Raw genomic sequence first — 23931 nt, forward strand, 5'->3', positions numbered from 1 at the left:
AGTAAGAGGTGAATGAAAATGAGTGATTTACGAGCTAATCGTGTCGCCGAACAAATGAAAAAAGAGATGGGCGATATCTTATCACGTAAGATAAAAGATCCTCGTGTAGGTTTTGTAACAGTCACTGATGTCCAAGTAACTGGAGACCTACAACAGGCAAAAGTGTTTATTTCTATATATGGTGATGATGCTCAACAAGAAGAAACACTCGTTGGTTTGACGAAATCAAAAGGTTTCATTCGGTCCGAGATTGGTCAGCGAATTCGTTTACGAAAGACGCCAGAAATATCGTTTGAGATCGATGAAGCGATTGAATATGGTAATCGTATTGAACGAATTTTAAAGGATTTGAATGATGAATAAAGAGTCAATGATTAAAGGATAGACACTAGGTCTATCCTTTAGTCTGTTTGATTGTAAAATGAGGTGTTATCATGAATGGAATCATCCCATTATGGAAACCAAAAGGTATGACATCGCATGATTGTGTTAATAAATTGCGGGGCATACTGCAAACCAAAAAAATTGGTCACACAGGCACATTGGACCCGAATGTTGAAGGTGTATTACCAATGACAGTTGGAAAAGCGACTAAATTAACTAGCTTTATTACCGATCATACCAAAACCTATGTAGCTGAGGTTTCTTTAGGGCAGCAAACGACAACAGAAGATAATACGGGTGACACTGTATCTTCTAAGATAGTGGATCCAACTCTGACTTTAGAAGACTGCAAGCACGCAATAGAAAAGTTTAAAGGTGAAATTAGGCAAATCCCACCGATGTATTCTGCAGTTAAAGTCAATGGAATGAAACTGTATGAATATGCTCGAGAAGGGTTAGAAGTTGAAAGGCCTGTACGAGATGTTACGATCCATTCTATTGAGCTAGCTACTGACCAATTCGAACAGTATTCAAATAATGATGTTCGTTTTTCATTTCGTATTAATTGCTCAAGTGGAACGTATGTCAGAACTTTATGTGTTGATATCGGAGCCGAGATTGGTTACCCAGCTCATATGACGCATTTAATTCGCGAAGAAGCTGGAACTTTTCATCGAGATGAGACGGTAACATTTGCTGAACTTGAAGAAGCAAAAGGAACTGCAGCGTTAGAATCTTATATACAAGATTCGGGACGAGCTTTGACAGAAATACCAGTTTATGTCGTTGAAGATGATGAAATAATTCGCTTTAAGCATGGACAAGTCCTACCAATCCCCGATAAACTGAAAGAAAATGATTTGTTTCGAGTGGAAACGGAATATGGTGAATTAATCGCTTTATATCAACCCCACCCGACGAAGTCAGATTTAATGAAACCATATAAAGTTTTGCAGACGTAAAGAAGGTGACAGACATGGAAGTAATTGAATTAAGTCTAAAGCAAACTGAACCAATGCCGGTACTTGATGATGTTAGTCTTGCAGTAGGATATTTTGATGGTGTGCATACTGGTCATCAGCGGGTTATTCAAAAGGCTATAGATGAGGCGGAAAGACAAGGAATAAAATCAGGGGTCATGACGTTTAGCCCTCATCCATTAACCGTTATTAAAAATCGACCATTATTGGATTATTTGATTACCACACATAATGAAAAGATCAAGGAATTTAGGAAATTTAATTTAGATTACGTCGTGGTTATAACATTTAATCATGATTTAGCTCAATTATCACCTCAAGCGTTTGTTGATCAATTTTTTATTGCGCTAAATGTGAAGCACGTAGTCGGTGGGTTTGACTTTTCTTTTGGCCATAAAGGTGCAGGTAAAATACAACAAATGGATGAATACGCTAAAAATACATTAACTTATTCAGTTGTCGATGAAGTCTCTTCTGATGGTGAAAAAATTAGTTCATCGAGAATTCGTGATCTAATAAAAGAAGGTGACATGGCTGAATCTAAACGATTATTGGGTCGATCATTTTCGATTGAAGCGAATGTCGAGTATGGCTATCAGAGAGGACGAGAAATTGGTTACCCGACAGCCAATTTAGATGTTAATCAGGAACATATTATTCCACGTGTTGGCGTTTATGCAATTCAAGTCTATGTGAATAACACATGTTATGACGGTATGGCAAGTGTTGGTTTTAATCCTACATTTGGTCAAGAACATGACCAACCAATTATTGAAGCTCATCTTTTCGATTTTGATGACGATCTATATGCGGTCAATATAGAAGTCTTGTTTTTACATTACATACGTGATGAAAAAGCATTTTCAGAAGTGACAGAACTCATAAAGCGCATTGAACAAGATGAAATAGAAGCGAAAAATTTCATTCGTTCTTATTCTAGCTAACACTTGCATTATCGCTTTATAACATGTATTGTAATTAATGTACGAATTATAACCTTTTTCTTGGTATTACGTCACTCCGCCGAATGCGAGGAAGAAGGGGATTAAACTAATTTAGGAGGTGGATAGGATGTCCCTATCACAAGAACGCAAAAGCGAATTAATCAACGAATTTAAAACACACGAGAACGATACTGGTTCTCCAGAAGTGCAAGTTGCGATTTTAACTGAACAAATCACAACCCTAAACACGCACTTACGTGAGCACAAGAATGATCACCATTCTCGTCGAGGCTTAATGAAAATGGTTGGTCGTCGTCGTCATTTGTTAAATTATCTACGTAACAAAGATATCCAACGTTATCGTGATCTAATTAACAAATTAGGTTTACGTCGATAAGCTATAGGTTAGAAAAAGCGGGGTAGTACCCGCTTTTTCTTTTATTCTTAAAACACTCTTCGTATTTTGTCATGTTAAAATGATTATAATAAAATAGAAAGAAAAACGTGTTTCTTGTGACTACATAAGCAACAGTTTGGAAGGAGTCGTAAATATTATGACGAATGAAATGAAGTCATATTCAATTGATGTCGCTGGGCGCCAACTGACCTTTGAAGTAGGCGAAGTTGCGAAACAAGCTAATGGTGCAGCCATGGTACGCTACGGAGATACTTCCGTTTTAGTCGCAGCAACAGCATCAAATGAACCGAAAGATTTACCATTTTTCCCACTCACCATTAATTACGAAGAAAAATTATATGCTGTGGGTAAAATTCCAGGAGGTTTTATTAAACGTGAAGGTAGACCTAGTGATAAAGCCGTTTTAACATCCCGTTTAATCGATCGTCCTATTCGACCATTATTTGCTGATGGTTTTCGTAATGAAGTACAAGTTATGAGTACTGTTATGAGTCTCGATCAAGACTGTTCATCAGAAATTGCTGCAATGATCGGCTCTTCACTAGCACTATGCATTTCTGACATTCCATTCGATGGCCCAATTGCAGGTGTTCACGTAGGTCGAGTTAACGGAGAATTCATAATTAACCCAACCGTAGAACAAGGAAAAGAAAGTGATATTGAATTAACGGTTGCAGGAACCAAAGATGCGATTAACATGGTTGAAGCTGGTGCACAAGAAGTGCCAGAAGATATTATGTTAGAAGCGATTATGTTTGGTCATGAAGAAATTAAGCGATTGGTAGCATTCCAAGAAGAAATCATGGCTGAAGTTGGTAAAGAAAATATGGAAGTTGAATTATTCCAACCTGAAGCAGATTTAGAAACAGAAGTCATTGATTTAGCTAAAGATAAAATTGTCCAAGCGATCCAAACGGAAGAGAAGCAGGCTCGCGAAGAAGCAATTGATGCCGCTAAGGCTGACATTGTCGCACAATATGAGGAAGCAGAAGTGGAAAGCGACGTCTTATCACAAGTAAAATCAGTGCTAGATTCCATTGTTAAAGAGGAAGTACGTCGTTTAATCACGGTTGATAAAGTTCGGCCTGATGGGCGTGGGTTAGACGAAATCCGTCCTCTATCCTCCCGCACTGATGTATTACCACGTACACATGGCTCAGCTATGTTCACACGTGGGCAAACACAAGCATTAAGTGTAGCTACATTAGGGCCATTAGGTGATGTGCAAGTTCTAGATGGATTAGATTTAGAAGAAGAGAAACGTTTCATGCACCATTATAACTTCCCGCAGTACAGCGTAGGTGAAACAGGTCCCGTACGTGGTCCAGGTCGTCGTGAAATTGGCCATGGTGCATTAGGTGAGCGTGCATTAGAAGCTGTTATTCCTGATTCAGAAACATTCCCATACACGATTCGTGTTGTATCAGAGATATTAGAGTCTAATGGTTCTACGTCACAAGCAAGTATTTGTGCAGGAACTATGGCTATGATGCAAGCTGGTGTACCGCTTAAACAACCAGTTGCAGGCATTGCTATGGGTCTTGTGAAATCCGGAGACAATTACACAGTTTTAACTGATATTCAAGGTATGGAAGATGCCTTAGGTGACATGGACTTTAAAGTAGCTGGTACTACAGAGGGTGTAACGGCTCTTCAAATGGATATCAAAGTCGATGGATTATCACGTGACATTCTAGAAGAAGCATTGACACAAGCTAAAAATGGCCGCATGGATATTTTAGCTCATATGAATGACACGATTTCTGAACCTCGCCAAGAGCTCTCTGAATATGCACCTAAGATTGAATCGTTATCAATCAATCCTGATAAGATTCGTGATGTGATTGGTCCGAGTGGTAAACAAATCAATAAGATCATTGAAGAAACAGATGTGAAAATCGATATTGAACAAGATGGACGTATTTTTATTTCATCACCTGATCGCGATAAGATTAACCACGCAAAACAAATTATTGAAGACTTAGTTCGTGAAGTAGAAGTCGGTCAAATCTACCTTGGTAAAGTAAAACGCGTTGAAAAATTCGGTGCGTTTGTTGAATTGTTCAGTGGTAAAGACGGCTTAGTGCATATTAGTGAACTAGACGAAGCTCATGTTAAAAATGTAACGGACATTGCTGATGTTGGCGATGAAATGCTTGTTAAAGTTAAGGAAATCGATCAACAAGGACGTGTTAATTTATCACGTAAGGCAGCGCTTAAAGAAGAAGAGACAGAACAATCAACATCATAAATTGAACCAAAGAGCTGGTTTTAACCAGTTCTTTTTTTACATATAGGAGCGATCAGTATGTTAGAACGTTATCAATTAAGTAATGGACTAAGAATTGTTGAAGAACGAATCGAACATGTTCGTTCTGTCACAATAGGAATTTGGATTCTTTCTGGAACTCGAAATGAATCAAATGAAGAAAATGGGATGGCCCATTTAATTGAACATATGTTATTTAAAGGTACCAAACGAAGAACAGCTAAACAGATTGCTGAAGCCTTTGATCGAATTGGTGGACATGTCAATGCTTTTACATCTAAAGAGTATACATGCTTCTACGCCAAGGTGATGGATGAACATGTTGAAGAAGCTCTTGATCTCTTGTCAGATATGGTTTTACATTCTTCAATTGATAAAGATGAACTTGAACGAGAAAAGGACGTAATCTTTGAAGAAATTGCTATGACAGAAGATACACCAGATGACGTCATTCATGATTACTTACAAGAGACTAGTTATCAAGGTCATCCTTTAGGGCAGTCCATTTTAGGTACACGTGATTCGTTGTCGTCGTTATCGCGTGAAGATGTCATCAAGTTCAAAGAGCGTTTTTTTACTGGAGAGCGAATCGTCTTATCAGTGGCTGGGCAGGTACCAGGTCAATTTCATAAGTTAGTAGATAAGTATTTTAGTGAACTATCAACTGGTGACACTAAACAAGACTCTCTTTCTCATATGTTTAATCATAGAAAATTAGAGTTATCAGAAGATATTAGTCAGGCTCACGTCTGTTTAGGATTTGATGGCTATCCAATTGGTGATCAGACGATGTATCCATTAACAATCTTAAATAATGTATTAGGTGGAGCGATGAGTTCGCGACTGTTTCAACAAGTTAGAGAAGACCGTGGACTAGCTTATGATATTTTTTCTTATCATAACCCTTTTCGAGACAATGGAATATTAACGATTTATAGCGCTACATCCTATGAACGATTGAATGATGTAGAGACGATTATGTTTGATATTATATCTGATATTCGCCAAAACGGTATTAAAGAACAAGAACGGCTTGATACGATTCAACAATTGAAAGGGCAACTTGTATTAGGTTTGGAACACACAAGTAGCCGTATGCAGCGGAATGGTCGAAATGAATTACTAAATGAGCCGCATATGCCTGTTGAGGATGTCATATCTAAGTTAGAAAGTGTTACTCACCAAAATATTCAATCAGTAGCGAAAGATTTATTCTCTAAAGAACCTGCCCGTGCATGGATTGTACCTAAGAGCATATAATAGTTTAACAGCTATTTAGCGAGGTGATTATAGGTGTGCGGTATCATGACTTAACGGGAAAAGAATTAATTGATGCAGACAAAGGTGAACGATTGGGTGTCCTGGGGCATACAGACCTTACGATTAATGGTGAGACTGGACAAATTGAAGAAATTGTTATTCAGGATTATGCCATGCTTGGATTTAAAAAAGGGGAAGCATCCACATCGATTCAATGGAAAGATATCGAAGTCATTGGAGAAGACATGATTGTAATCAAAAGAGATTAATAACATATTTATCATGCTAAGCTGGTTTCTTTTAATAAGGAACCAGCTTTTTCACGTTTTGACTGTTTATACATAGGATAATATGGACTGAATGAACATGGGCAGGTGATGAGATGTTAACAGGCAAAAAAGCTTTAATTGTTGGTGGTGACGCCCGGTATATTGAATTAATGAAGCAACTATTATTATATGATGCTAGTGTTTATGCTATTGGTTTTGATGATGCTGAAGAAGAATTGACGGGTGTCATTTCCATAACAGAACAAAAGGTTGATCATACAACAATTGATTTTGTTGTTTTACCGATTTCAGGCGTTGATGAAGAAGGGTTTGTTGACACCCACTTCAGACGACCATCGATTCAGTTATCAGATGAGTGGTTTACTTCTTTTTCAGATGATTGCACGATTTTCACCGGAATTATGACACCATATTTAAATCAATTGAGCGAATCGTCTGTTGCTATTACTGCATTAATGAATCGAGATGATTTAGCTATTTACAATTCAATACCAACTGCAGAAGGAGCAATTATGTTAGGGATTCAACATACTGATGTCACTTTACATGATGCAAATGTCGTTGTTTTAGGATATGGGCGTGTCGGTAAAACAATTGCAAAGTCTTTCCAAGGATTAGGTTCTCACGTATCGGTTTATGCGAGAAGTGATGCTGATTTAGCTCGTATTTATGAAACACACGCCACTCCAATAACTTATGATCAATTACTAAACGCTGCATCAACAGCACATCTAATGATTAATACCATTCCAAAATTGGTTGTAACACCAGAAGTCATTCAAAAGTTACCAACGTCTTGTTTTATACTTGATTTAGCATCAAAACCAGGTGGTGTTGATTTTAGATTTGCAAAGAAGAGAGGAATTGAAACAATGCTGGCTCCGAGTTTGCCAGGATTAGTTGCTCCAAAAACGGCAGGTAAAATGCTTGCTCATGTTATTCAAATGATTATTCAAGATCATGAGTAAAGGAGAGTTTTTACTGTGGAATTAAAAGGAAAAAGAATAGGTTTTGGTTTGACTGGATCACATTGCACTTATGATGAAACATTTCCAGTTATAAAAGAGTTGGTTAACTTAGGAGCAGATGTTGTTCCGATTATATCTAGTACGGTTAAAACAACGGATACGAAATTTGGTGAAGCGAAGCAACATCTTGAAACAATTCAATCGATTACCGAGCGACCCATTATAGATTCAATTCCTGGAGCAGAGCCTTTAGGTCCCCAAGAACCACTTGATTGTATGGTAGTGGCACCTATGACAGGTGCATCGATTAGTCGATTTGCAAATGCGATCACTGATAGTCCTGTTTTAATGGCGGCTAAAGCGACATTGCGTAATAGAAGTCCAGTTGTCTTAGCTATTTCAACAAATGATGCACTTGGATTTAACGCGCAAAATCTAGCAAAATTACTACCAGCAAAGCATATTTATTTTGTCCCATATGGTCAGGATAACCCCGTTAAGAAACCAACTTCTTTAGTCGCTCACATGTCTCTATTACCTCAAACCGTTGAGAAAGCGTTAGATGGTGAGCAATTACAGCCGTTATTACAGCCTTTTGACCAATAGTGTTAATTCTCATAAAATATGATAAACTGTGAGATAGAAAATAAAAACGTTATTATGGAGGTTATTAGAATCATGGAAGCTAAAAGCAGATACAATGTAGCAATCGTCGGAGCAACAGGAGCAGTAGGTCAAAAAATGATCGAAATGCTAGAAATGGTTGAATTTCCTATTGAAGAATTGAGACCATTAGCATCGAAACGATCAGTTGGTAAAATTATTGAATACAGTGGAAGAAATATTACGATTCAAGAAGCTACGCCTGAAGCATTTGAAGGGATAGATATTGCATTATTTTCTGCTGGCGGATCAATTTCAAAACAACTGGCTAATGAAGCGGTTGAACGTGGTGCTGTTGTTGTTGATAACACGAGCGCATTTCGTATGCATGATGATGTGCCACTTGTGGTTCCTGAAGTTAATAGGGAAGCACTTAAAAACCATAAAGGAATTATTGCGAATCCAAACTGTTCGACAATCCAAATGGTGGGCGCTTTAGAGCCTGTTCGCCAAAAATACGGACTTAATCGTGTGATTGTATCCACCTATCAATCTGTCTCAGGTTCAGGATTGGATGCTGTTGAAGAGTTAAAAGACCAATCGCAAGCTATGTTAGACGGAACTACAGTTAATACAGAAATTATGCCAGTAAAATCAGAGCCTAAGCATTATCCAATCGCATTTAACGCATTACCTCAAATTGATACGTTTGAAGATAACCATTACACATTTGAAGAAATGAAAATGATTAACGAAACGAAAAAAATTATGGAAGCTCCTGATTTAAGTGTGGCTGCAACATGTGTTCGTTTACCATTCTTCTATTCTCATGCAGAAAGTGTTTATATCGAAATTGATGATGATCAAGTGACGGTTCCACAAATGCAAGGTGCTATTAAGGAAGGGCAAGGCGTTGTACTAGAAGATGATATTATGAATCAAGGTTATCCAACACCATTGTCCGCTGAAGGTAAGCTAGAAATCTTTGTTGGGCGTGTTCGTAAAGATTTAGATGTGCAAAACGGCTTTCACCTCTGGGTTGTTTCAGATAACTTACTAAAGGGCGCAGCCTGGAATTCAGTACAAATTGCGCAAACATTAATTGAAATGACAACAGAACAATAAGTTGAGGTGCAAAGATGACGACATTAGTACAAAAATTTGGTGGTACATCGGTGAGAGATTCTGAATCGCGAGAACGTGCCATCCAACATGTTAAAGATGCTTTAGCAGAAGGTTATCAAGTGGTGGTAGTCGTTTCTGCAATGGGTCGTGAAGGGGACCCTTATGCGACTGACTCGCTTTTAGGTTTAATTGATTATCCTGAAACTCATATTACGAAACGTGAAACAGATTTATTAATGTCATGTGGTGAAACGATATCTTCAGTTGTTATGACGCATGAATTACAACAACAAGGCGTTACCGCTACATCACTAACAGGAGCAAGAGCTGGGTTTTTAACAACAAATGACTTCTCGGATGCTCGTATTAATAAAGTCGATCCAACTGATATCTTCAAATATTTAAAAACAAACGATGTTGTAGTTGTAGCAGGCTTCCAAGGGCAAGATGAAGATGGCAACGTGACGACACTAGGTCGTGGCGGTTCTGATACATCTGCTGTTGCTTTAGGTGGTGCGTTACAATCTGAATATGTCGACATTTTCACCGATGTTGATGGTATTAAAACAGCTGACCCACGCATCGTTGAGAATGCGCGTACATTGCAAGTTATGACCTATAATGAAATTGTCCATTTAGCGTATCAAGGGTCGAAAGTGATCCATCCACGCGCTGTTGAAATTGCAATGCAGGAGAAAATTCCAATTCGGGTGAGATCAACGTACTCACAAGATGCTGGCACACTTGTTACAGCGAAAAAAGATCATACCGTTGACCAAGGGTTTAAAGACCGTCTTGTAACGGGAATAGCACATGTATCTGGTATTACTCAAATTAAAGTATTATCAGAGGAAGATCCGGTGACACTACACAATGATGTGTTAACAGCATTAGCAGATGCTCAAATATCGGTTGATTTCTTTAACATATCAATGGATGGCATCACATTTACGGTCCCGACCGATCGACTCACTCAAACCACAACGATTATCGAAGCATTTGAATATCGCTTTCAAATTGTAGAGAAGTGTGCGAAAGTGTCGACTGTGGGTGCTGGAATACAAGGTGTCCCTGGAGTAGCATCGAAAGTTGTGAAAGCTTTAACGCGTTATAATATTCCGATTTTACAATCGGCTGACAGTCATACGACGATTTGGGTGTTAGTGAAAGAGCAAGATTTAGAAAATGCGGTTAATGCTTTACACCAAGTGTTCTTAGAAGAACGTTAACATAGGAGGGGTGTGCTGATGGATTTTGGCCGTGTCTTAACTGCAATGGTAACACCGTTTGATTCAATGGGGCGTCTTGATTTGAAGAAAGCAGAGAAATTAGTGACTCATTTGATTGATAACGGTTCAGAAGGGTTAGTTTTAGGAGGAACAACAGGAGAGTCTCCAACACTTACTCATGACGAGAAATTGCAGCTTTTTGAATATGTTGTTGGTTTAGTTGACCAAGAAATCAGTGTGATAGGTGGTGCCGGATATAATGATACCTCTGCCTCAGCAGAGTTCACCAAAGCAGCTTCAAGCACAGGGTTAGATGGTATTATGCTTGTGACACCATACTATAATAAACCGAATCCCGCTGGTTTATATCATCACTTCTCTACAATCGCCCAGGAAACAACATTGCCCATTATGCTTTATAATATACCAGGGCGGTCAGTGATTAATATGCCTGTGGAGACGACCGTGCAATTATCTAAAATCGATAACATTGTTTCGATTAAGGATGCTAGTGGCGATTTAAATATGATGAGTGACATTATTGAGCAAACAAGTGATGACTTCTCTTTATATTCAGGAGAAGATCACCTGACACTACCTTCACTTGCAATCGGTAGTCATGGTGTTGTATCTGTTGCCTCTCATATTATTGGTAATCAAATGCAAGAAATAACGCAAGCATACCTCGAAGGTGAGGTTACAAAGGCTGCCTCACTACATCGTCAATGGTTGCCAACTATGCGTGCATGTTTTATGGCTCCTTCACCAGCACCAGTAAAAGCAGCATTAAATTATCAAGGTATTGATGTTGGCTCTGTACGTGGGCCATTAGTCGATCTATCACTCGAAGAATTTAATCAATTAAAAACGATATTAGATACTTAATAATAGTATAAAGAAAACTCCGGACGTATCCCGAACTCGTCCGGAGTTTTATATTTAGACTCTAAAATATTTGTTGGGGTTGATACACAATTTAGCGTGAAGGTTTGATGGTGGCCGTTGACATCATGTGATCCGCTTACGGTGGATGCTTGCACCCATAGGGCACAAGTGCAACATCTGCTCAATCTCACTACGTTCGTTTTTTTTGCAGTGTTTTCTATGCAGGGGCACGGCTCGAGCCTCCTCGGCTGAAAAGCATGGCCTGTGGGGTCTCGAGACGCGTGCTATTCCCGCAGGCATCACCACCTACGCTCCTCACCTGACGCCAACTTAGCGATTTGATTAGAAAAAGCACGCTAACTCCCTGTTTGTTATCCTTGTTTTATACCACCGATGTTCTGGCATCATAAACGGCGCTATCAATATCATATAATTTGCTGCAAGACGATATAAAGAACCCAATAATCTTGCAAAAGTGATGAATGATAATATCAAAACCGTTAACACTACTAGCTAGAAGGTGGTGTTTACGTTGAGTGATAACCAAGAAGATCAAAATCAACAAAAAGATAATCTAATGGAAAAAATCAAACAGTTAGGTACGACAAATGTTCCACAAACTTCAGATTCCAACATCCATGTGTTACCGATTATTGGCCAAATAGAGGGCCATTTACAACTACCAGCTAAAAATAAGACAACGAAATACGAACACTTAATTCCACAAATTGTAGCGATTGAGCAAAACCCTAAAATAGAAGGGGTTATTATTTTACTTAACACAGTTGGTGGTGATGTTGAAGCAGGTTTAGCCATTTCTGAAATGATTTCATCATTATCCAAACCAACTGTATCGATTGTTCTAGGTGGTGGTCATTCGATCGGTGTTCCTATTGCAACTGCAGCTACAAAATCATTTATTACTGAAACAGCAACTATGACCATTCACCCGATTCGGATGACTGGTTTAGTTGTAGGGGTTCCACAAACCTTTGAGTATTTAGATAAGATGCAGGATCGCGTCATTAATTTTGTGACCCATCATGCTAAAATTGATGAAGACACATTCAAAGAATTGATGTTTGCTAGAGGCAATTTAACACGTGATATTGGTACGAATGTGGTTGGGCAAGATGCGGTAGACCATGGTTTAATTGACGCGATTGGTGGCGTTCAAGAAGCGATGAGTACTTTGAACTCATTAATAGAAGAACGTAATCCTCAAGGGGAATCTGAATCATGATTATTTATACACCCTTACGTGAAGATGAAATATTTGAATCGGATGAAGCGGAACATGAAGCCTTTCAATGGGTTAATGTTAATCACGCAACGCTTAAATTAAAACGAGACCCTAGTTCACATGGTTATGAGATTGTGCACATGACTTCGACGAACCCTCAAGACTATCTCAACAAACGACTGGAACCTGGTTCAATTTATTATTTATAACTATCCCAAAAAGCGTCATGTCTATGATATAATTGAGTTGATGAAAGCAGCCTATTTCTAAGGCTGCTTTACGCTTTTTGAGGTGATAGACATGGCAAAAAAGAAACGAAAAACAAAACGCAATAAACGTCCGCCGTTTTTGAAATTTGAATTAATTGGATTATTATTGATTTTAATCGCAATCTTTTCAAGTGGTATTGAGCCTATTCATGAAGGGGTCATACCGAATCTTCTAACAAGTGTTTTACAATGGCTATTTGGTTTTTGGTATGCAATTGCAAGTATTTTTATGCTTGGATTAGGTGTTTATATCGTATTTAAACGCTCATGGCCAACATTTACGACTAATCGTTGGATCGGATTTTATATCTTTATGGCATCGCTTATCTTATTTACGCATTTACAAGCTTTTGATGATGTCATTACACAAACAAATTCATCAATTTTCACCGTGACATGGGATTATTTTGATGCTTATCAAAATGGCTCTATCGCTTATGCCAAGATTGGTTCTGGTATGTCCGGAGCAACTTTGTTCTTATTAACTTTTTATTTATTATCAGGTCCTGGGGCAAAGGTGTTAGCATTTTTCGGACTTGTCATTGGCATTATGTTTCTATTAGAAAAATCATTGTCAGATGTGCTGGCAAACATGTTATCGTCATTTCAATCATTTTGGGAAAACATAAAAGCGAAACGTCAAACTAAGAAGGACGAAAAAGCAGAACGAGTTAAAAATGCAACAGCTTCTGAAGAACCAGAAGTTGATGTGACGTTTGCTGAGAATCAAGAACATACTGAACAACAACCAGTAATAGAAAGTTTTGAGTCAGATGTGGACCCACCAGCTGAACAAACTGCTAGTACTAATGAAATCGAAACAAATGAGTGGACAGAACGAGTAGATCAGGAAAGCGAACAAGTTGATGAATCATTACCGTTAACAGAACTAGAAAACGAAGATTATTCTTTACCACCTTTGAACTTGTTATCAAATCCTGTAGCTCATTCTCAACAACAGGAAAAATCGCAAATACAGTCCACAGTTAAAAAACTTGAACAGACTTTTCATAGTTTTGGTGTAAAAGCAAAAGTAACAAAAGTTCATGTTGGACCTGCAGTTACGAAGTATGAAGTCTATCCGGATGTCGGCGTGAAGGTTAGCAAGATTGTTAACTTACATGATGATTTAGCCCTTGCTTTAGCTGCAAGAGATATTCGAATTGAGGCACCAATCCCAGGTAAATCAGCTATTGGTATTGAAGTGCCTAATAACGAAGTGGCTCAAGTTTCTATGAAAGAAGTTATGCAACCTATTCAACAAAACCCTGCTAAGTTACTGTTTGGACTAGGTCGAGACATTGCTGGAGAGGCGATCACAGCAGAACTGAATAAAATGCCACACATGCTTATTGCTGGTGCTACAGGTAGTGGTAAAAGTGTTTGTGTTAACGGCATTATTACGAGTATCCTACTAAGAGCTAAGCCACATGAAGTTAAAATGATGATGATCGACCCGAAAAAAGTTGAACTTAATGCTTATAATGGGATCCCTCATTTATTAGCACCAGTTGTAACTGATCCGAAGAAGGCCTCGCAAGCGCTTAAGAAAATCGTTTCAGAGATGGAACGCCGTTATGAATTGTTTTCTGAAACAGGTACTCGTAACATCGAAGGTTATAATGAGTATATTAAGCGTGTTAATGAAGAAGAGGATGAAAACCACCCAACGTTACCATACATCGTTGTTCTTATTGATGAATTAGCTGACTTAATGATGGTGGCATCGAATGAAGTGGAAGATGCTATTACCCGTTTGGCACAAATGGCTCGTGCTGCAGGTATTCACTTAATTATTGCTACTCAGCGACCATCTGTGGATGTCATTACCGGAGTTATTAAAGCTAACATTCCATCACGTATTGCGTTCAGTGTTTCTTCTCAAACCGATTCACGGACAATTTTGGATAGTGGCGGTGCTGAGAAGCTACTCGGTAAAGGGGACATGCTTTTCTTACCTGTTGGTGCTTCAAAACCAACACGTATTCAAGGCGCTTTTCTTGATGATTCTGAAGTAGAATCGATTGCAGATTATTGCGTGGAACAACAAAAGGCGCAGTATCAAGATGATATGATTCCGTCAGAGACACCTGAACAACATGAAGAAGTAGATGATGAACTTTATGATCAAGCGGTTCAATTGATTGTTGATATGCAAAGTGCTAGTGTATCAATGTTACAACGAAAATTCAGAATCGGGTATACGCGTGCAGCGCGGTTAATTGATGCAATGGAAGAACGTGGCGTTGTAGGACCTTATGAAGGTAGTAAACCAAGAAAAGTCTTACAAACATCGACACAGCCTGAAGAACAATCACCGTCTTAATTGAAGTTCGTATGATTTCAATCAGTACGGAAATGCTACAGTAAAGAATATGTTAGGAGGACAAACATGAATACACTCGTTGACAATCAAATTGACCATCAAGATTATCAATTGCATATGATCCCAACGACTAAATTCAAAACTAATACGATTGCATTAAAATTTGCACGACCAATTGAACGTGACACCATTACGAGTCGTGCATTGTTACCTTTCGTATTACAGAAAGGGACAAAGAATTTCCCGTCTGAACGCGAACTACGTTTAGAATTAGATCGTTTATATGGGGCTAAGTTTTCCATCAATGGTGCTAAAAAAGGCGAAAATCATATTATTACGTTAACTTTAGATTTACCAAATGAAAAATTCATTGATGTAGAAAATGATTTGCTTAAACAGGGAGTTCAATTTCTCCATGAAGTAGTCGCTAACCCGAAATTAATCGATCAGGCATTCGATCCGGATTTAGTGGCAAAAGAGAAAGAAACATTAGAGAACAAAATTAACTCAATTGTAGACGAAAAGATGCAATATGCGAACATGCGGTTAGTTGATGAAATGTGCCAAGACGAATCATTTGGTATTCGTTCACACGGCTATATTGATGACTTAGATTCCATAGATGGAACGACTTTATATGACACATATCAAGATATGATTCAACATGATCGTTTGGATATTTATGTGGTAGGCGACATTGAAGGTGAAGTGGTTCAACAATTATTTGAATCAGAATTTAAATTAGAACGCCAAAATCCTGTCGAGATTAAAGAAGCTGATCAAGTTGAAGCGGGACAATTGAACACTATTTCAGAAGCCCAAAAAGTTCAACAAGCTAAACTGCATTTCGGTTATCGTACACAGATCACTTATCGTGATGAGAATTATCCAGCACTTCAAGTGTTCAATGGAATCTTCGGTGGATTTCCACATTCTAAATTATTCTTGAATGTGCGAGAAAAACATTCACTTGCTTATTATGCAGCTTCACGTTTCGAGAGTCATAAAGGCTTACTGTTTGTCTTTAGTGGTATTGCCCCTGAAAAGTATGAAGAAGCAAAAGATATTATTATGAAACAACACGAGAGTATCCAAGAAGGCAATATTTCAGATGATGAATTAGAACAAACGAAAAAAGCAATCATCCACAGTCTCAAAGAAACACTCGATGGATCACGAGGGATTATTGACTGGCATTATCAGCAAGTGGTTGGTGGAAAACAACAAACAAACCAAGATGTTATTGATGCTATTCAAGAAGTAACAAAAGACGACGTGAAAAAAGTGGCTAACCTTGTTGCACTTGATACAATTTACTTGTTAACGAGCGAAGATGGAGGTGCTCAAGATGCATGAGATTGATATACCTAAAGTTCAAGAAACTGTTTATCATAAACAATTAGATAATGGATTAGATGTTTACTTATATCCTAAGCAAGATATGGAAAAGACATTTGCAATCTTTTCAACCAATTATGGTTCCATTGATCAATCATTTAGTCCGATTAATCAAAAAGAAATGGTAACAGTACCCGATGGAATCGCTCATTTTCTAGAACATAAAATGTTTGAAAAGGAAGATGGTGATGTCTTCCAACAATTTTCTGAACGAGGTGCTTCAGCTAACGCTTTCACTTCATTTACTGAGACGGCTTATTTATTTTCGAGTACAACAGAAATTGAAGCGAACGTGGAAACGTTGTTAGATTTTGTCCAAAACCCTTATTTCACTGAAGAAAGCGTCGAAAAAGAAAAAGGCATTATCGAGCAAGAAATTCGCATGTACGATGACCAACCTGATTGGCGATTATTTTTTGGCACAATTGACTCGATGTACCGTCATCATCCTGTAAGAATTGATATTGCTGGAACAGTTGATTCCATTAACGACATCACAGCTGATGATTTATATACGTGTTATAACACCTTTTATCATCCCGGCAATATGCAATTAGTGATTGCAGGCCAATTTGATGCTGAACAAATGATGCAACTAGTTGAAGAAAATCAGAATGCTAAATCATTTGATCATCCGCCTGAAATTAATCGTGATTACGGAGATGAACCGATTGGTGTTGACCAGAATGAGAAGACAATTAAAATGCCAATCAACACACCAAAATGTATGGTTGGTATAAAAGAAAAACCAGATGCACTAGAGCCAGATGTTCTTTTAGAGAACGATTTAATTCGCGATTTAGCTCTGGATATCTATTTTTCAAAAAGTGGTTTGCATTATGAATCATTATATCAAGAAGGATTAATCATTGATTCATTACGCTTAGAATACATGTTGGAGAAATCATTTGGATTCACTGCCATTGGGGCTAGCACAATGGAACCTGAAAAATTCGGTGAACGCGTGAAAGAAATGCTTCATTCAATCAAAACAGATCAAATTAACCAAGATGCATTCGAACGAGTGAAGAAGAAGAAATATGGTGAATTGCTACGTGAATACAACAATTTAGAAACTGTCGCTAATAACGTCATCCAATACCATCAACTTGGTCTTGATTTTCGCGATATATTCCCGACATTAGAACAATTAACGGTTGATCGTTTTCAAGAGAAGATCCAATCTTGGATTGATGAAGATCAAATAACCGTTTGTTCGATTGTTCCAGAAGGTGAATAGTGTGCAAACAGAAACTATATTGATTATCGGAGCGAGTAGTGATATTGGAAAAGCTGTTGTTAGTAAATTAGCTTCAGCTAACCCGAATAGACAATTCATTTTGCATTACTATAAAAATGATGGTGTGATTAATCATATTGAAAAGAAATTAATTCACAACACTGTTTTATTAACCGTACAGGCTGATTTACGATCAGACCAGGAAACGGATCAGTTATTAGCGTCAATTCCTTTTGACATTGATACCATTGTTTTTGCACAAGGACAGAGTTATTCCGGTTTAATCACTGATACTTCTGATCAGGTAATGGATGATTTGTATCATGTGCATGTTAAGTCAATGACACGAATCGCAAAACACTTCTTGCCATCAATGAATCGAAACCAACATGGGACCATTGTTGTGATTTCTTCCATATGGGGTGAGATCGGAGTTAGCAATGAAGTATGGTATTCCATGATGAAAAGTGCTCAACATCAGTTTGTGAAATCATTATCAAAAGAAGTCGGTCCATCTAATATACGAGTGAATGGTGTTGCACCAGGTCTAATAGCAACGAAAATGAATCAACATTTATCTGATGAAGAAGTAGAGGATTGGTTACAAGATGTTCCTTTACAACGGGTGGGTCAACCAGAGGAAGTTGCTGATGCCGTACAGTTCTTATGCTCTCCTCAATCCAGTTATTTTAATGGTCAGTTATTGCGTTTGAATGGTGGCATAAACTAAACACAGCTTCATGTATAAATGTCTCTATTTCGTTCACACTACTAGTGAATAAAATAAAGGAGGCTTTGCGATGTCCGTCTTAGATAATTTTGACCAATGGAAAGATTTCCTAGGTGATCGACTTCACCAAGCACAAGATCAAGGTGTTAATCAAGAAACCATTAATGAAATGGCTTATCAAGTCGGAGAACACTTAGCAACGAAAGTTGATGCGAAGAATAATGAAGAAGCGATGCTACGCGACTTATGGAATGTTGCTTCAGATGAAGAGCGACATACAATCGCTAATATGATGGTCAAAGTAGTCCAAAATGAGGGAACTCATGAATAACGTTAGGATTAATTAAAAAACTGGGTCGGGTGATACAACTCGATCCAGTTTTTTGTGTGATGATTTCCAAAGAAAGGATTTTATTTATAATTTATTGCATTCTATCTTTTCATTGTTACGAAAATAATTTATGATAGACTTAGCATGTATGAATATTATGTTAACAATTACTATAGAAAGGCTGATTAGATGGATGATCGAAAAGATTGGTACTTAGAGTATGAAATTAAACATAATCGGCCTGGTTTACTTGGTGATATATCCTCTTTACTCGGCATGCTATCTATTAATATTATTATGATTAATGGTGTCGAAAATCAACGAAGAGGCATGCTCTTGTTAAGCAAAGATGATCGTCAAATCGATCGTTTAATCAGCATTTTAAATACAATGGATACTATTCGTGTGACGAAAATTAGACGACCTAAACTCCGTGATCGTCTTGCTGTGATGCATGGTCGATATATTAAAAGTGACTCAGATGATAAGAAAACATTCCGTTTCGTTCGAGATGAACTCGGTTTACTTGTTGATTTTATGGCAGAGCTATTTAAAAAGGAAGGTCACTTATTAATCGGTATTCGAGGTATGCCACGAGTTGGTAAAACTGAATCCATTGTGGCAGCAAGTGTTTGTGCAAATAAGCGATGGTTGTTTTTATCGAGCACCTTATTAAAACAAACGGTTCGTAGCCAATTAATTAAAGATGAGTATGCGAAAGATAATTTATTTATAATTGATGGAATGGTCTCAGTGAAACGCTCAACAGAAAGCCATTGGCGACTTATTCGGGAAGTGATGGGAATCCCAGCTATAAAAGTTGTTGAACATCCAGAAGCATTTGTGCAGAACTCAGAGTACACTTTAGATGACTTCGATTACTTTATTGAATTACGTAATAATGTAGATGAAGAAATTCAATATGAGCATATTCAAAAACCAGAATTCGAAGAACAAGATGGATTTTCCATGTTTGATTTTTAATTGGACGGTGTTAATAAATGGAAGTAGGAGAAAGACTAAAAGAAGCAAGAGAAGCTAAAGGACTTACGATTGAACAATTAGCTCAAGAAACAAAAATTCAAAAGCGCTATTTATCCGCAATTGAAGAGCATGATTGGTCAACTTTACCTGGTAATTTTTATATACGAGCTTTTGTTCGAGAATACGCGAATGCTGTAGGTTTAAATGGTGAAGAGCTATTAGATGAACATGCTAATGAATTACCTACTGTAAGCGAACCGACAAGTCAGCAATATATGACCCCATCGCGTTCTGCAGGTAAATCAGGTAAAAAGAATAAACAGATGTTTTCAATGATTCCGAAATTACTTGTTTTTATTTTATTAATTGGAGTCGGCTTTGCGATATGGTATTCAGTGGTCAACTTTATTCAGCCTGCCATGACTGATGATTCGAATAACAATAATTCAGAAGAAATTATTAGCGCCCCTGAAGAAGATGAGAATAATCAAGAAGAGAACACTAATGATGAAAATAGTAATCAAGAAGAGAACTCATCTAATGAAGAAGGCAATAATGATTCATCTCAAGACAACAATAGTAACAATGAAGATGAGGAATCAGAAGAAGAATCCAAAGAAAATAGCGAACCCGAAATTAGTGTGGCAAACGTTGATGAGAGTGGGACACCAACGACGACTTATGAAGTTGCACACAATGGGCCTATTGAAATTACTCTAAATACTGATGATGAGACGTGGTTACAAGTTAATATTTCTGAAAATGGCAGTACGTCTCAACCTATATCTGGAATGTTCAATACAGATAATGCCCCTGAAACGTTTACTTATGAAAATAGTTCGGGTGAAATGGAGCTAGTCATTGGCTTAGCAAGTGCATTTACTGTTGAAGTGAACGGTCAGCCGATTGAATATGAAATTAATCCAAATGACACGGTTCGTCAAAACGTAATCATTCAATGGCAGAATGAAGAATCATAAATCCTTTGCAGTTCGCAAAGGATTATTTTTTGAAACATTATAGCTTTGGAGGTTTATGTATGAATGTACCAAATAAAATTACACTTTCTAGATTGTTTTTAATTCCTATTTTTATAATCCTTCTCGTTGCGCCTTTGAATTGGGGGGAGTTTGATATTGGGGCTTATGAGCTACCAATCGCTCACTTATTAGCTGGAATATTATTTATTATAGCGTCCTTAACAGATTGGTTAGACGGTTATTATGCACGTAAATATAATTTGGTGACTAATTTAGGTAAGTTTCTTGATCCTTTAGCAGATAAATTGTTAGTTTCAGGAGCCCTTATATGCCTAGTTGAATTGCAAATGGCTCCTGCATGGATTGTGATCATTATCGTGAGTCGTGAATTTGCTGTTACTGGATTGCGTTTAGTAGCTGCTGGAGAAGGGATTGTTCTTGCTGCAAGTCAAATGGGCAAACTTAAAACAACTTTACAAATTGGTTCAGCTGCATTTCTCATTTTGCATCATTTTCCGTTTTCCTATTTAGGATTACCAATCGGGTCAATCTTGTTATATCTTGCTGCTTTAGTAACAGTCATTTCTGGCGTAGAGTACTTTAAGAAGAACTGGCACGTTATGAGGGATTCAAAATGACTCTACGATGTGAAGTAATTTCAGTTGGAACAGAGCTTTTACTCGGGCAAATTGTTGATACAAATGCGAGTTGGTTATCAGAAAAATTAAATGATGTCGGATTAAATGTGCTTCATCATCAAACGGTTGGAGATAATGCTAATCGAATGAAAGCTGTATTCGAGCAAGCTCAACAACGCTCTGATCTTGTGATTGTAACTGGAGGTCTTGGACCAACAGAAGATGATTTAACACGGGAAGTGGCGGCTGAGTTATTTGATACGTCTTTATTGATTGATGAACAAGTTATGAACCAAATTGAACAATTTTTTGGCGACCGTAACATCTCAATGACTGAGAACAATCGAAAGCAAGCTTTACATTTTGACGGTGGACACACTTTTGAAAATTATGTCGGCATGGCACCAGGCTTAGCATTTAACCATCAAGGTGTTAACTGGTTCTTCTTACCAGGAGTCCCAAAAGAAATGAAAGATATCATGTCCAATGGCATTGTTCCTTACCTACATCAGCTTGGTTTAACAGATGGTAAACTTTATTATCGTACTTTGTATTTTCAAGGGATAGGTGAATCTATTTTAGAAACTGAACTATTAGACTTAATTCAGGCACAGACCAATCCAACGATTGCCCCTTTAGCAGGAGATGGATATGTCGTGGTTCGATTAGCCGCAAAAGCAAATCAAAAAAATGAAGCTGAAGACTGGTTCGATGAATTAGAAGAACTTATTCGTTTCCGAGTCGGCGAATACATGGTTAATCAACCTCGGTCGAAAACGGAACAAGTTATTGAACATTTCAAAGCTCAAAACATTTCATTAGCTTCATGTGAGAGCTTAACAGGTGGACTATTTTCATCTAGGGTTGTAGATCATGCCGGGGTATCATCGTTTTATTATGGAAGTTTGATTACATATAATAATCAATCTAAGCAAGAATTAGCTAATGTACCTGCTACTATATTGAGTGGTGAAGGGGCAGTGAGTCATGCTTGTGCAAAAGCTATGGCAGAAGGTGCTGCAAATAAATTAAATACTGACGTTGCGATAAGTTTTACTGGAGTGGCAGGACCTAATGATGAGAATGGCATTTCAGCGGGTACAGTTTATATTGGCCTATCCGTTTATGGAAATGTTTATTCTAAGTTGTTCCAATTCACAGGATCCCGACAGGATGTGAGGGAAGCAGCAACAGATGCCGGTATGAAATATTTATATGATCAGATTGTGCGACAATAAAAAACAGAACAAATATTCGCTTTTTTCTTGGCAAAACATTAAAATCGTAGTATGATAGATATAGTGATAAGAAAGGGGAATAAGAAAATGAGTGATCGTCAACAAGCGTTAGATATGGCATTAAAGCAGATAGAGAAACAATTCGGTAAAGGATCCATAATGAAATTGGGTGAACAAGAAGGTCAAGAAATTTCAACTGTTTCAAGTGGTTCACTTGGTTTAGATGTTGCCTTAGGTGTTGGAGGCTATCCAAGAGGACGAATTGTTGAAATTTACGGCCCTGAATCATCTGGTAAAACAACTGTTGCGTTACACGCAATCGCTGAAGCACAACGCGCAGGTGGCCAAGCAGCATTTATTGATGCTGAACATGCGTTAGACCCTGTATATGCACGTAATTTAGGGGTTAATATAGACGAATTATTGCTTTCACAACCTGATACAGGTGAACAAGCTTTAGAAATTGCAGAGGCACTTGTACGTAGTGGTGCAGTCGATATCATTATCGTTGACTCTGTAGCCGCGCTAGTTCCAAAAGCCGAGATTGAAGGCGAAATGGGTGATGCGCACGTTGGTTTACAAGCGCGTCTAATGTCGCAAGCACTTCGTAAACTTTCTGGTGCAATTAATAAATCAAATACGACAGCTGTTTTCATTAACCAAATTCGTGAAAAAGTTGGCGTTATGTTTGGTAATCCTGAAACAACTACAGGTGGTCGTGCGTTGAAATTCTATTCGTCTGTTCGTTTAGAAGTTCGTCGTGCAGAGACGTTAAAGCAAGGTAATGAAATGATCGGGAATAAGACCCGACTTAAAGTTGTGAAAAACAAAGTTGCTCCACCGTTCAGACAGGCTGAGGTTGATATTATGTACGGTGAAGGAATTTCAAGAGAAGGCGAATTAGTCGATATCGGAGCGAATCTTGATATTGTCCAAAAGAGCGGTGCTTGGTTCTCTTACAACGGTGATAAGTTAGGCCAAGGTCGAGAAAACGCGAAACAATATTTAAAAGATAATCCAGCGGTATACGATCAAATTTATAACGAAATCCGAGCTCATTACAGTATTGATGAAAACGAAACAGCAGAAGACGAAGAAGCCGAAAATCAAGAAAAATTAGACTTAGAGTAGGTTATATGAATAAGCTGTTCAACAATCATTCAAGATGGTGTTGAGCAGCTTTATTTATGGGTGACAGC

General features: G+C 37.9%; 24 protein-coding genes. All 24 read left to right on the forward strand.

All coding sequences use genetic code 11. The annotated features are described in order from the left end of the window. Nucleotides 1-18: 18 nt before the first annotated feature. Nucleotides 19-363, forward strand: coding sequence for a 30S ribosome-binding factor RbfA (rbfA, locus tag ACKXGF_RS07210; protein WP_167260134.1), 345 nt, complete (start codon nt 19-21; stop codon nt 361-363). Between the two features lie 68 nt (nt 364-431). Continuing rightward, complete coding sequence (gene truB / locus ACKXGF_RS07215; RefSeq protein ID WP_411955567.1) at nt 432-1346, forward strand: tRNA pseudouridine(55) synthase TruB; 915 nt, start codon at nt 432-434, stop codon at nt 1344-1346. Between the two features lie 14 nt (nt 1347-1360). Next, complete coding sequence (locus tag ACKXGF_RS07220; protein WP_411955491.1) at nt 1361-2308, forward strand: bifunctional riboflavin kinase/FAD synthetase; 948 nt, start codon at nt 1361-1363, stop codon at nt 2306-2308. A gap of 127 nt (nt 2309-2435) precedes the next feature. Beyond that, nucleotides 2436-2705 carry a 30S ribosomal protein S15 gene (rpsO, locus tag ACKXGF_RS07225; RefSeq protein WP_167260138.1) on the forward strand — a complete coding sequence of 90 codons (270 nt, stop codon included), beginning with the start codon at nt 2436-2438 and terminating at the stop codon, nt 2703-2705. Nucleotides 2706-2862: 157 nt separating this feature from the next. Further along, complete coding sequence (pnp, locus tag ACKXGF_RS07230; protein WP_411955492.1) at nt 2863-4977, forward strand: polyribonucleotide nucleotidyltransferase; 2115 nt, start codon at nt 2863-2865, stop codon at nt 4975-4977. Nucleotides 4978-5034: 57 nt separating this feature from the next. After that, nucleotides 5035-6255: a M16 family metallopeptidase gene (locus tag ACKXGF_RS07235; RefSeq protein WP_411955493.1), complete on the forward strand. Its 1221-nt coding sequence runs from the start codon at nt 5035-5037 to the stop codon at nt 6253-6255. A 35-nt stretch (nt 6256-6290) separates the two neighbouring features. After that, nucleotides 6291-6524 carry a YlmC/YmxH family sporulation protein gene (locus tag ACKXGF_RS07240; RefSeq protein ID WP_411955494.1) on the forward strand — a complete coding sequence of 78 codons (234 nt, stop codon included), beginning with the start codon at nt 6291-6293 and terminating at the stop codon, nt 6522-6524. Between the two features lie 113 nt (nt 6525-6637). Further along, the gene (gene dpaA / locus ACKXGF_RS07245) at nt 6638-7513 is read left to right on the forward strand and encodes a dipicolinic acid synthetase subunit A (protein WP_411955495.1); all 876 of its coding nucleotides are present in this window, start codon (nt 6638-6640) and stop codon (nt 7511-7513) included. Nucleotides 7514-7528: 15 nt separating this feature from the next. Beyond that, nucleotides 7529-8119, forward strand: a complete 591-nt coding sequence (locus ACKXGF_RS07250) for a dipicolinate synthase subunit B (protein WP_411955496.1) — start codon at nt 7529-7531, stop codon at nt 8117-8119. Nucleotides 8120-8191: 72 nt separating this feature from the next. Then, entirely contained in the window at nt 8192-9241 is a 1050-nt protein-coding gene (locus ACKXGF_RS07255; protein ID WP_411955497.1) for an aspartate-semialdehyde dehydrogenase, read from the forward strand. A 14-nt stretch (nt 9242-9255) separates the two neighbouring features. Further along, entirely contained in the window at nt 9256-10470 is a 1215-nt protein-coding gene (gene dapG, locus ACKXGF_RS07260; RefSeq protein ID WP_411955498.1) for an aspartate kinase, read from the forward strand. An 18-nt stretch (nt 10471-10488) separates the two neighbouring features. Continuing rightward, nucleotides 10489-11355: a 4-hydroxy-tetrahydrodipicolinate synthase gene (dapA, locus tag ACKXGF_RS07265; protein WP_411955499.1), complete on the forward strand. Its 867-nt coding sequence runs from the start codon at nt 10489-10491 to the stop codon at nt 11353-11355. 577 nt (nt 11356-11932) lie between these two features. Then, a complete protein-coding gene (locus ACKXGF_RS07270) occupies nt 11933-12598 on the forward strand; it encodes a ClpP family protease (protein WP_411955568.1) in 666 nt (221 codons plus the stop codon). After that, nucleotides 12595-12807, forward strand: coding sequence for a YlzJ-like family protein (locus ACKXGF_RS07275; protein WP_411955500.1), 213 nt, complete (start codon nt 12595-12597; stop codon nt 12805-12807). Before ACKXGF_RS07270 ends, ACKXGF_RS07275 begins: the two co-directional genes overlap by 4 nt. A gap of 91 nt (nt 12808-12898) precedes the next feature. Next, entirely contained in the window at nt 12899-15193 is a 2295-nt protein-coding gene (locus ACKXGF_RS07280; RefSeq protein ID WP_411955501.1) for a DNA translocase FtsK, read from the forward strand. 66 nt (nt 15194-15259) lie between these two features. Beyond that, the gene (gene yfmF / locus ACKXGF_RS07285; RefSeq protein ID WP_411955502.1) at nt 15260-16549 is read left to right on the forward strand and encodes an EF-P 5-aminopentanol modification-associated protein YfmF; all 1290 of its coding nucleotides are present in this window, start codon (nt 15260-15262) and stop codon (nt 16547-16549) included. Beyond that, complete coding sequence (gene yfmH / locus ACKXGF_RS07290; protein ID WP_411955503.1) at nt 16542-17831, forward strand: EF-P 5-aminopentanol modification-associated protein YfmH; 1290 nt, start codon at nt 16542-16544, stop codon at nt 17829-17831. The genes yfmF and yfmH overlap by 8 nt, the downstream gene beginning before the upstream one ends. Nucleotide 17832: 1 nt before the next feature. Then, a complete protein-coding gene (gene ymfI, locus ACKXGF_RS07295) occupies nt 17833-18561 on the forward strand; it encodes an elongation factor P 5-aminopentanone reductase (protein ID WP_411955504.1) in 729 nt (242 codons plus the stop codon). Nucleotides 18562-18631: 70 nt separating this feature from the next. Then, nucleotides 18632-18892 carry a DUF3243 domain-containing protein gene (locus tag ACKXGF_RS07300; protein ID WP_167260164.1) on the forward strand — a complete coding sequence of 87 codons (261 nt, stop codon included), beginning with the start codon at nt 18632-18634 and terminating at the stop codon, nt 18890-18892. Between the two features lie 189 nt (nt 18893-19081). Next, nucleotides 19082-19876 carry a DUF3388 domain-containing protein gene (locus ACKXGF_RS07305; RefSeq protein ID WP_167260166.1) on the forward strand — a complete coding sequence of 265 codons (795 nt, stop codon included), beginning with the start codon at nt 19082-19084 and terminating at the stop codon, nt 19874-19876. A 17-nt stretch (nt 19877-19893) separates the two neighbouring features. Further along, nucleotides 19894-20856 (forward strand): helix-turn-helix domain-containing protein, encoded by a 963-nt coding sequence (locus tag ACKXGF_RS07310; protein WP_411955505.1) that lies wholly within the window; start codon nt 19894-19896, stop codon nt 20854-20856. 59 nt (nt 20857-20915) lie between these two features. Continuing rightward, on the forward strand, nt 20916-21494 hold the full coding sequence (gene pgsA / locus ACKXGF_RS07315) for a CDP-diacylglycerol--glycerol-3-phosphate 3-phosphatidyltransferase (RefSeq protein WP_411955506.1): 579 nt from the start codon (nt 20916-20918) through the stop codon (nt 21492-21494). After that, a complete protein-coding gene (locus tag ACKXGF_RS07320) occupies nt 21491-22732 on the forward strand; it encodes a competence/damage-inducible protein A (protein WP_411955507.1) in 1242 nt (413 codons plus the stop codon). Before pgsA ends, ACKXGF_RS07320 begins: the two co-directional genes overlap by 4 nt. Before the next feature lie 87 nt (nt 22733-22819). Then, a complete protein-coding gene (gene recA / locus ACKXGF_RS07325; RefSeq protein ID WP_411955508.1) occupies nt 22820-23863 on the forward strand; it encodes a recombinase RecA in 1044 nt (347 codons plus the stop codon). Nucleotides 23864-23931 lie beyond the last annotated feature (68 nt).

The sequence above is a fragment of the Alkalibacillus sp. S2W genome (genome assembly GCF_046764385.1).
Lineage (GTDB): Bacteria > Bacillota > Bacilli > Bacillales > Alkalibacillaceae > Alkalibacillus > Alkalibacillus almallahensis.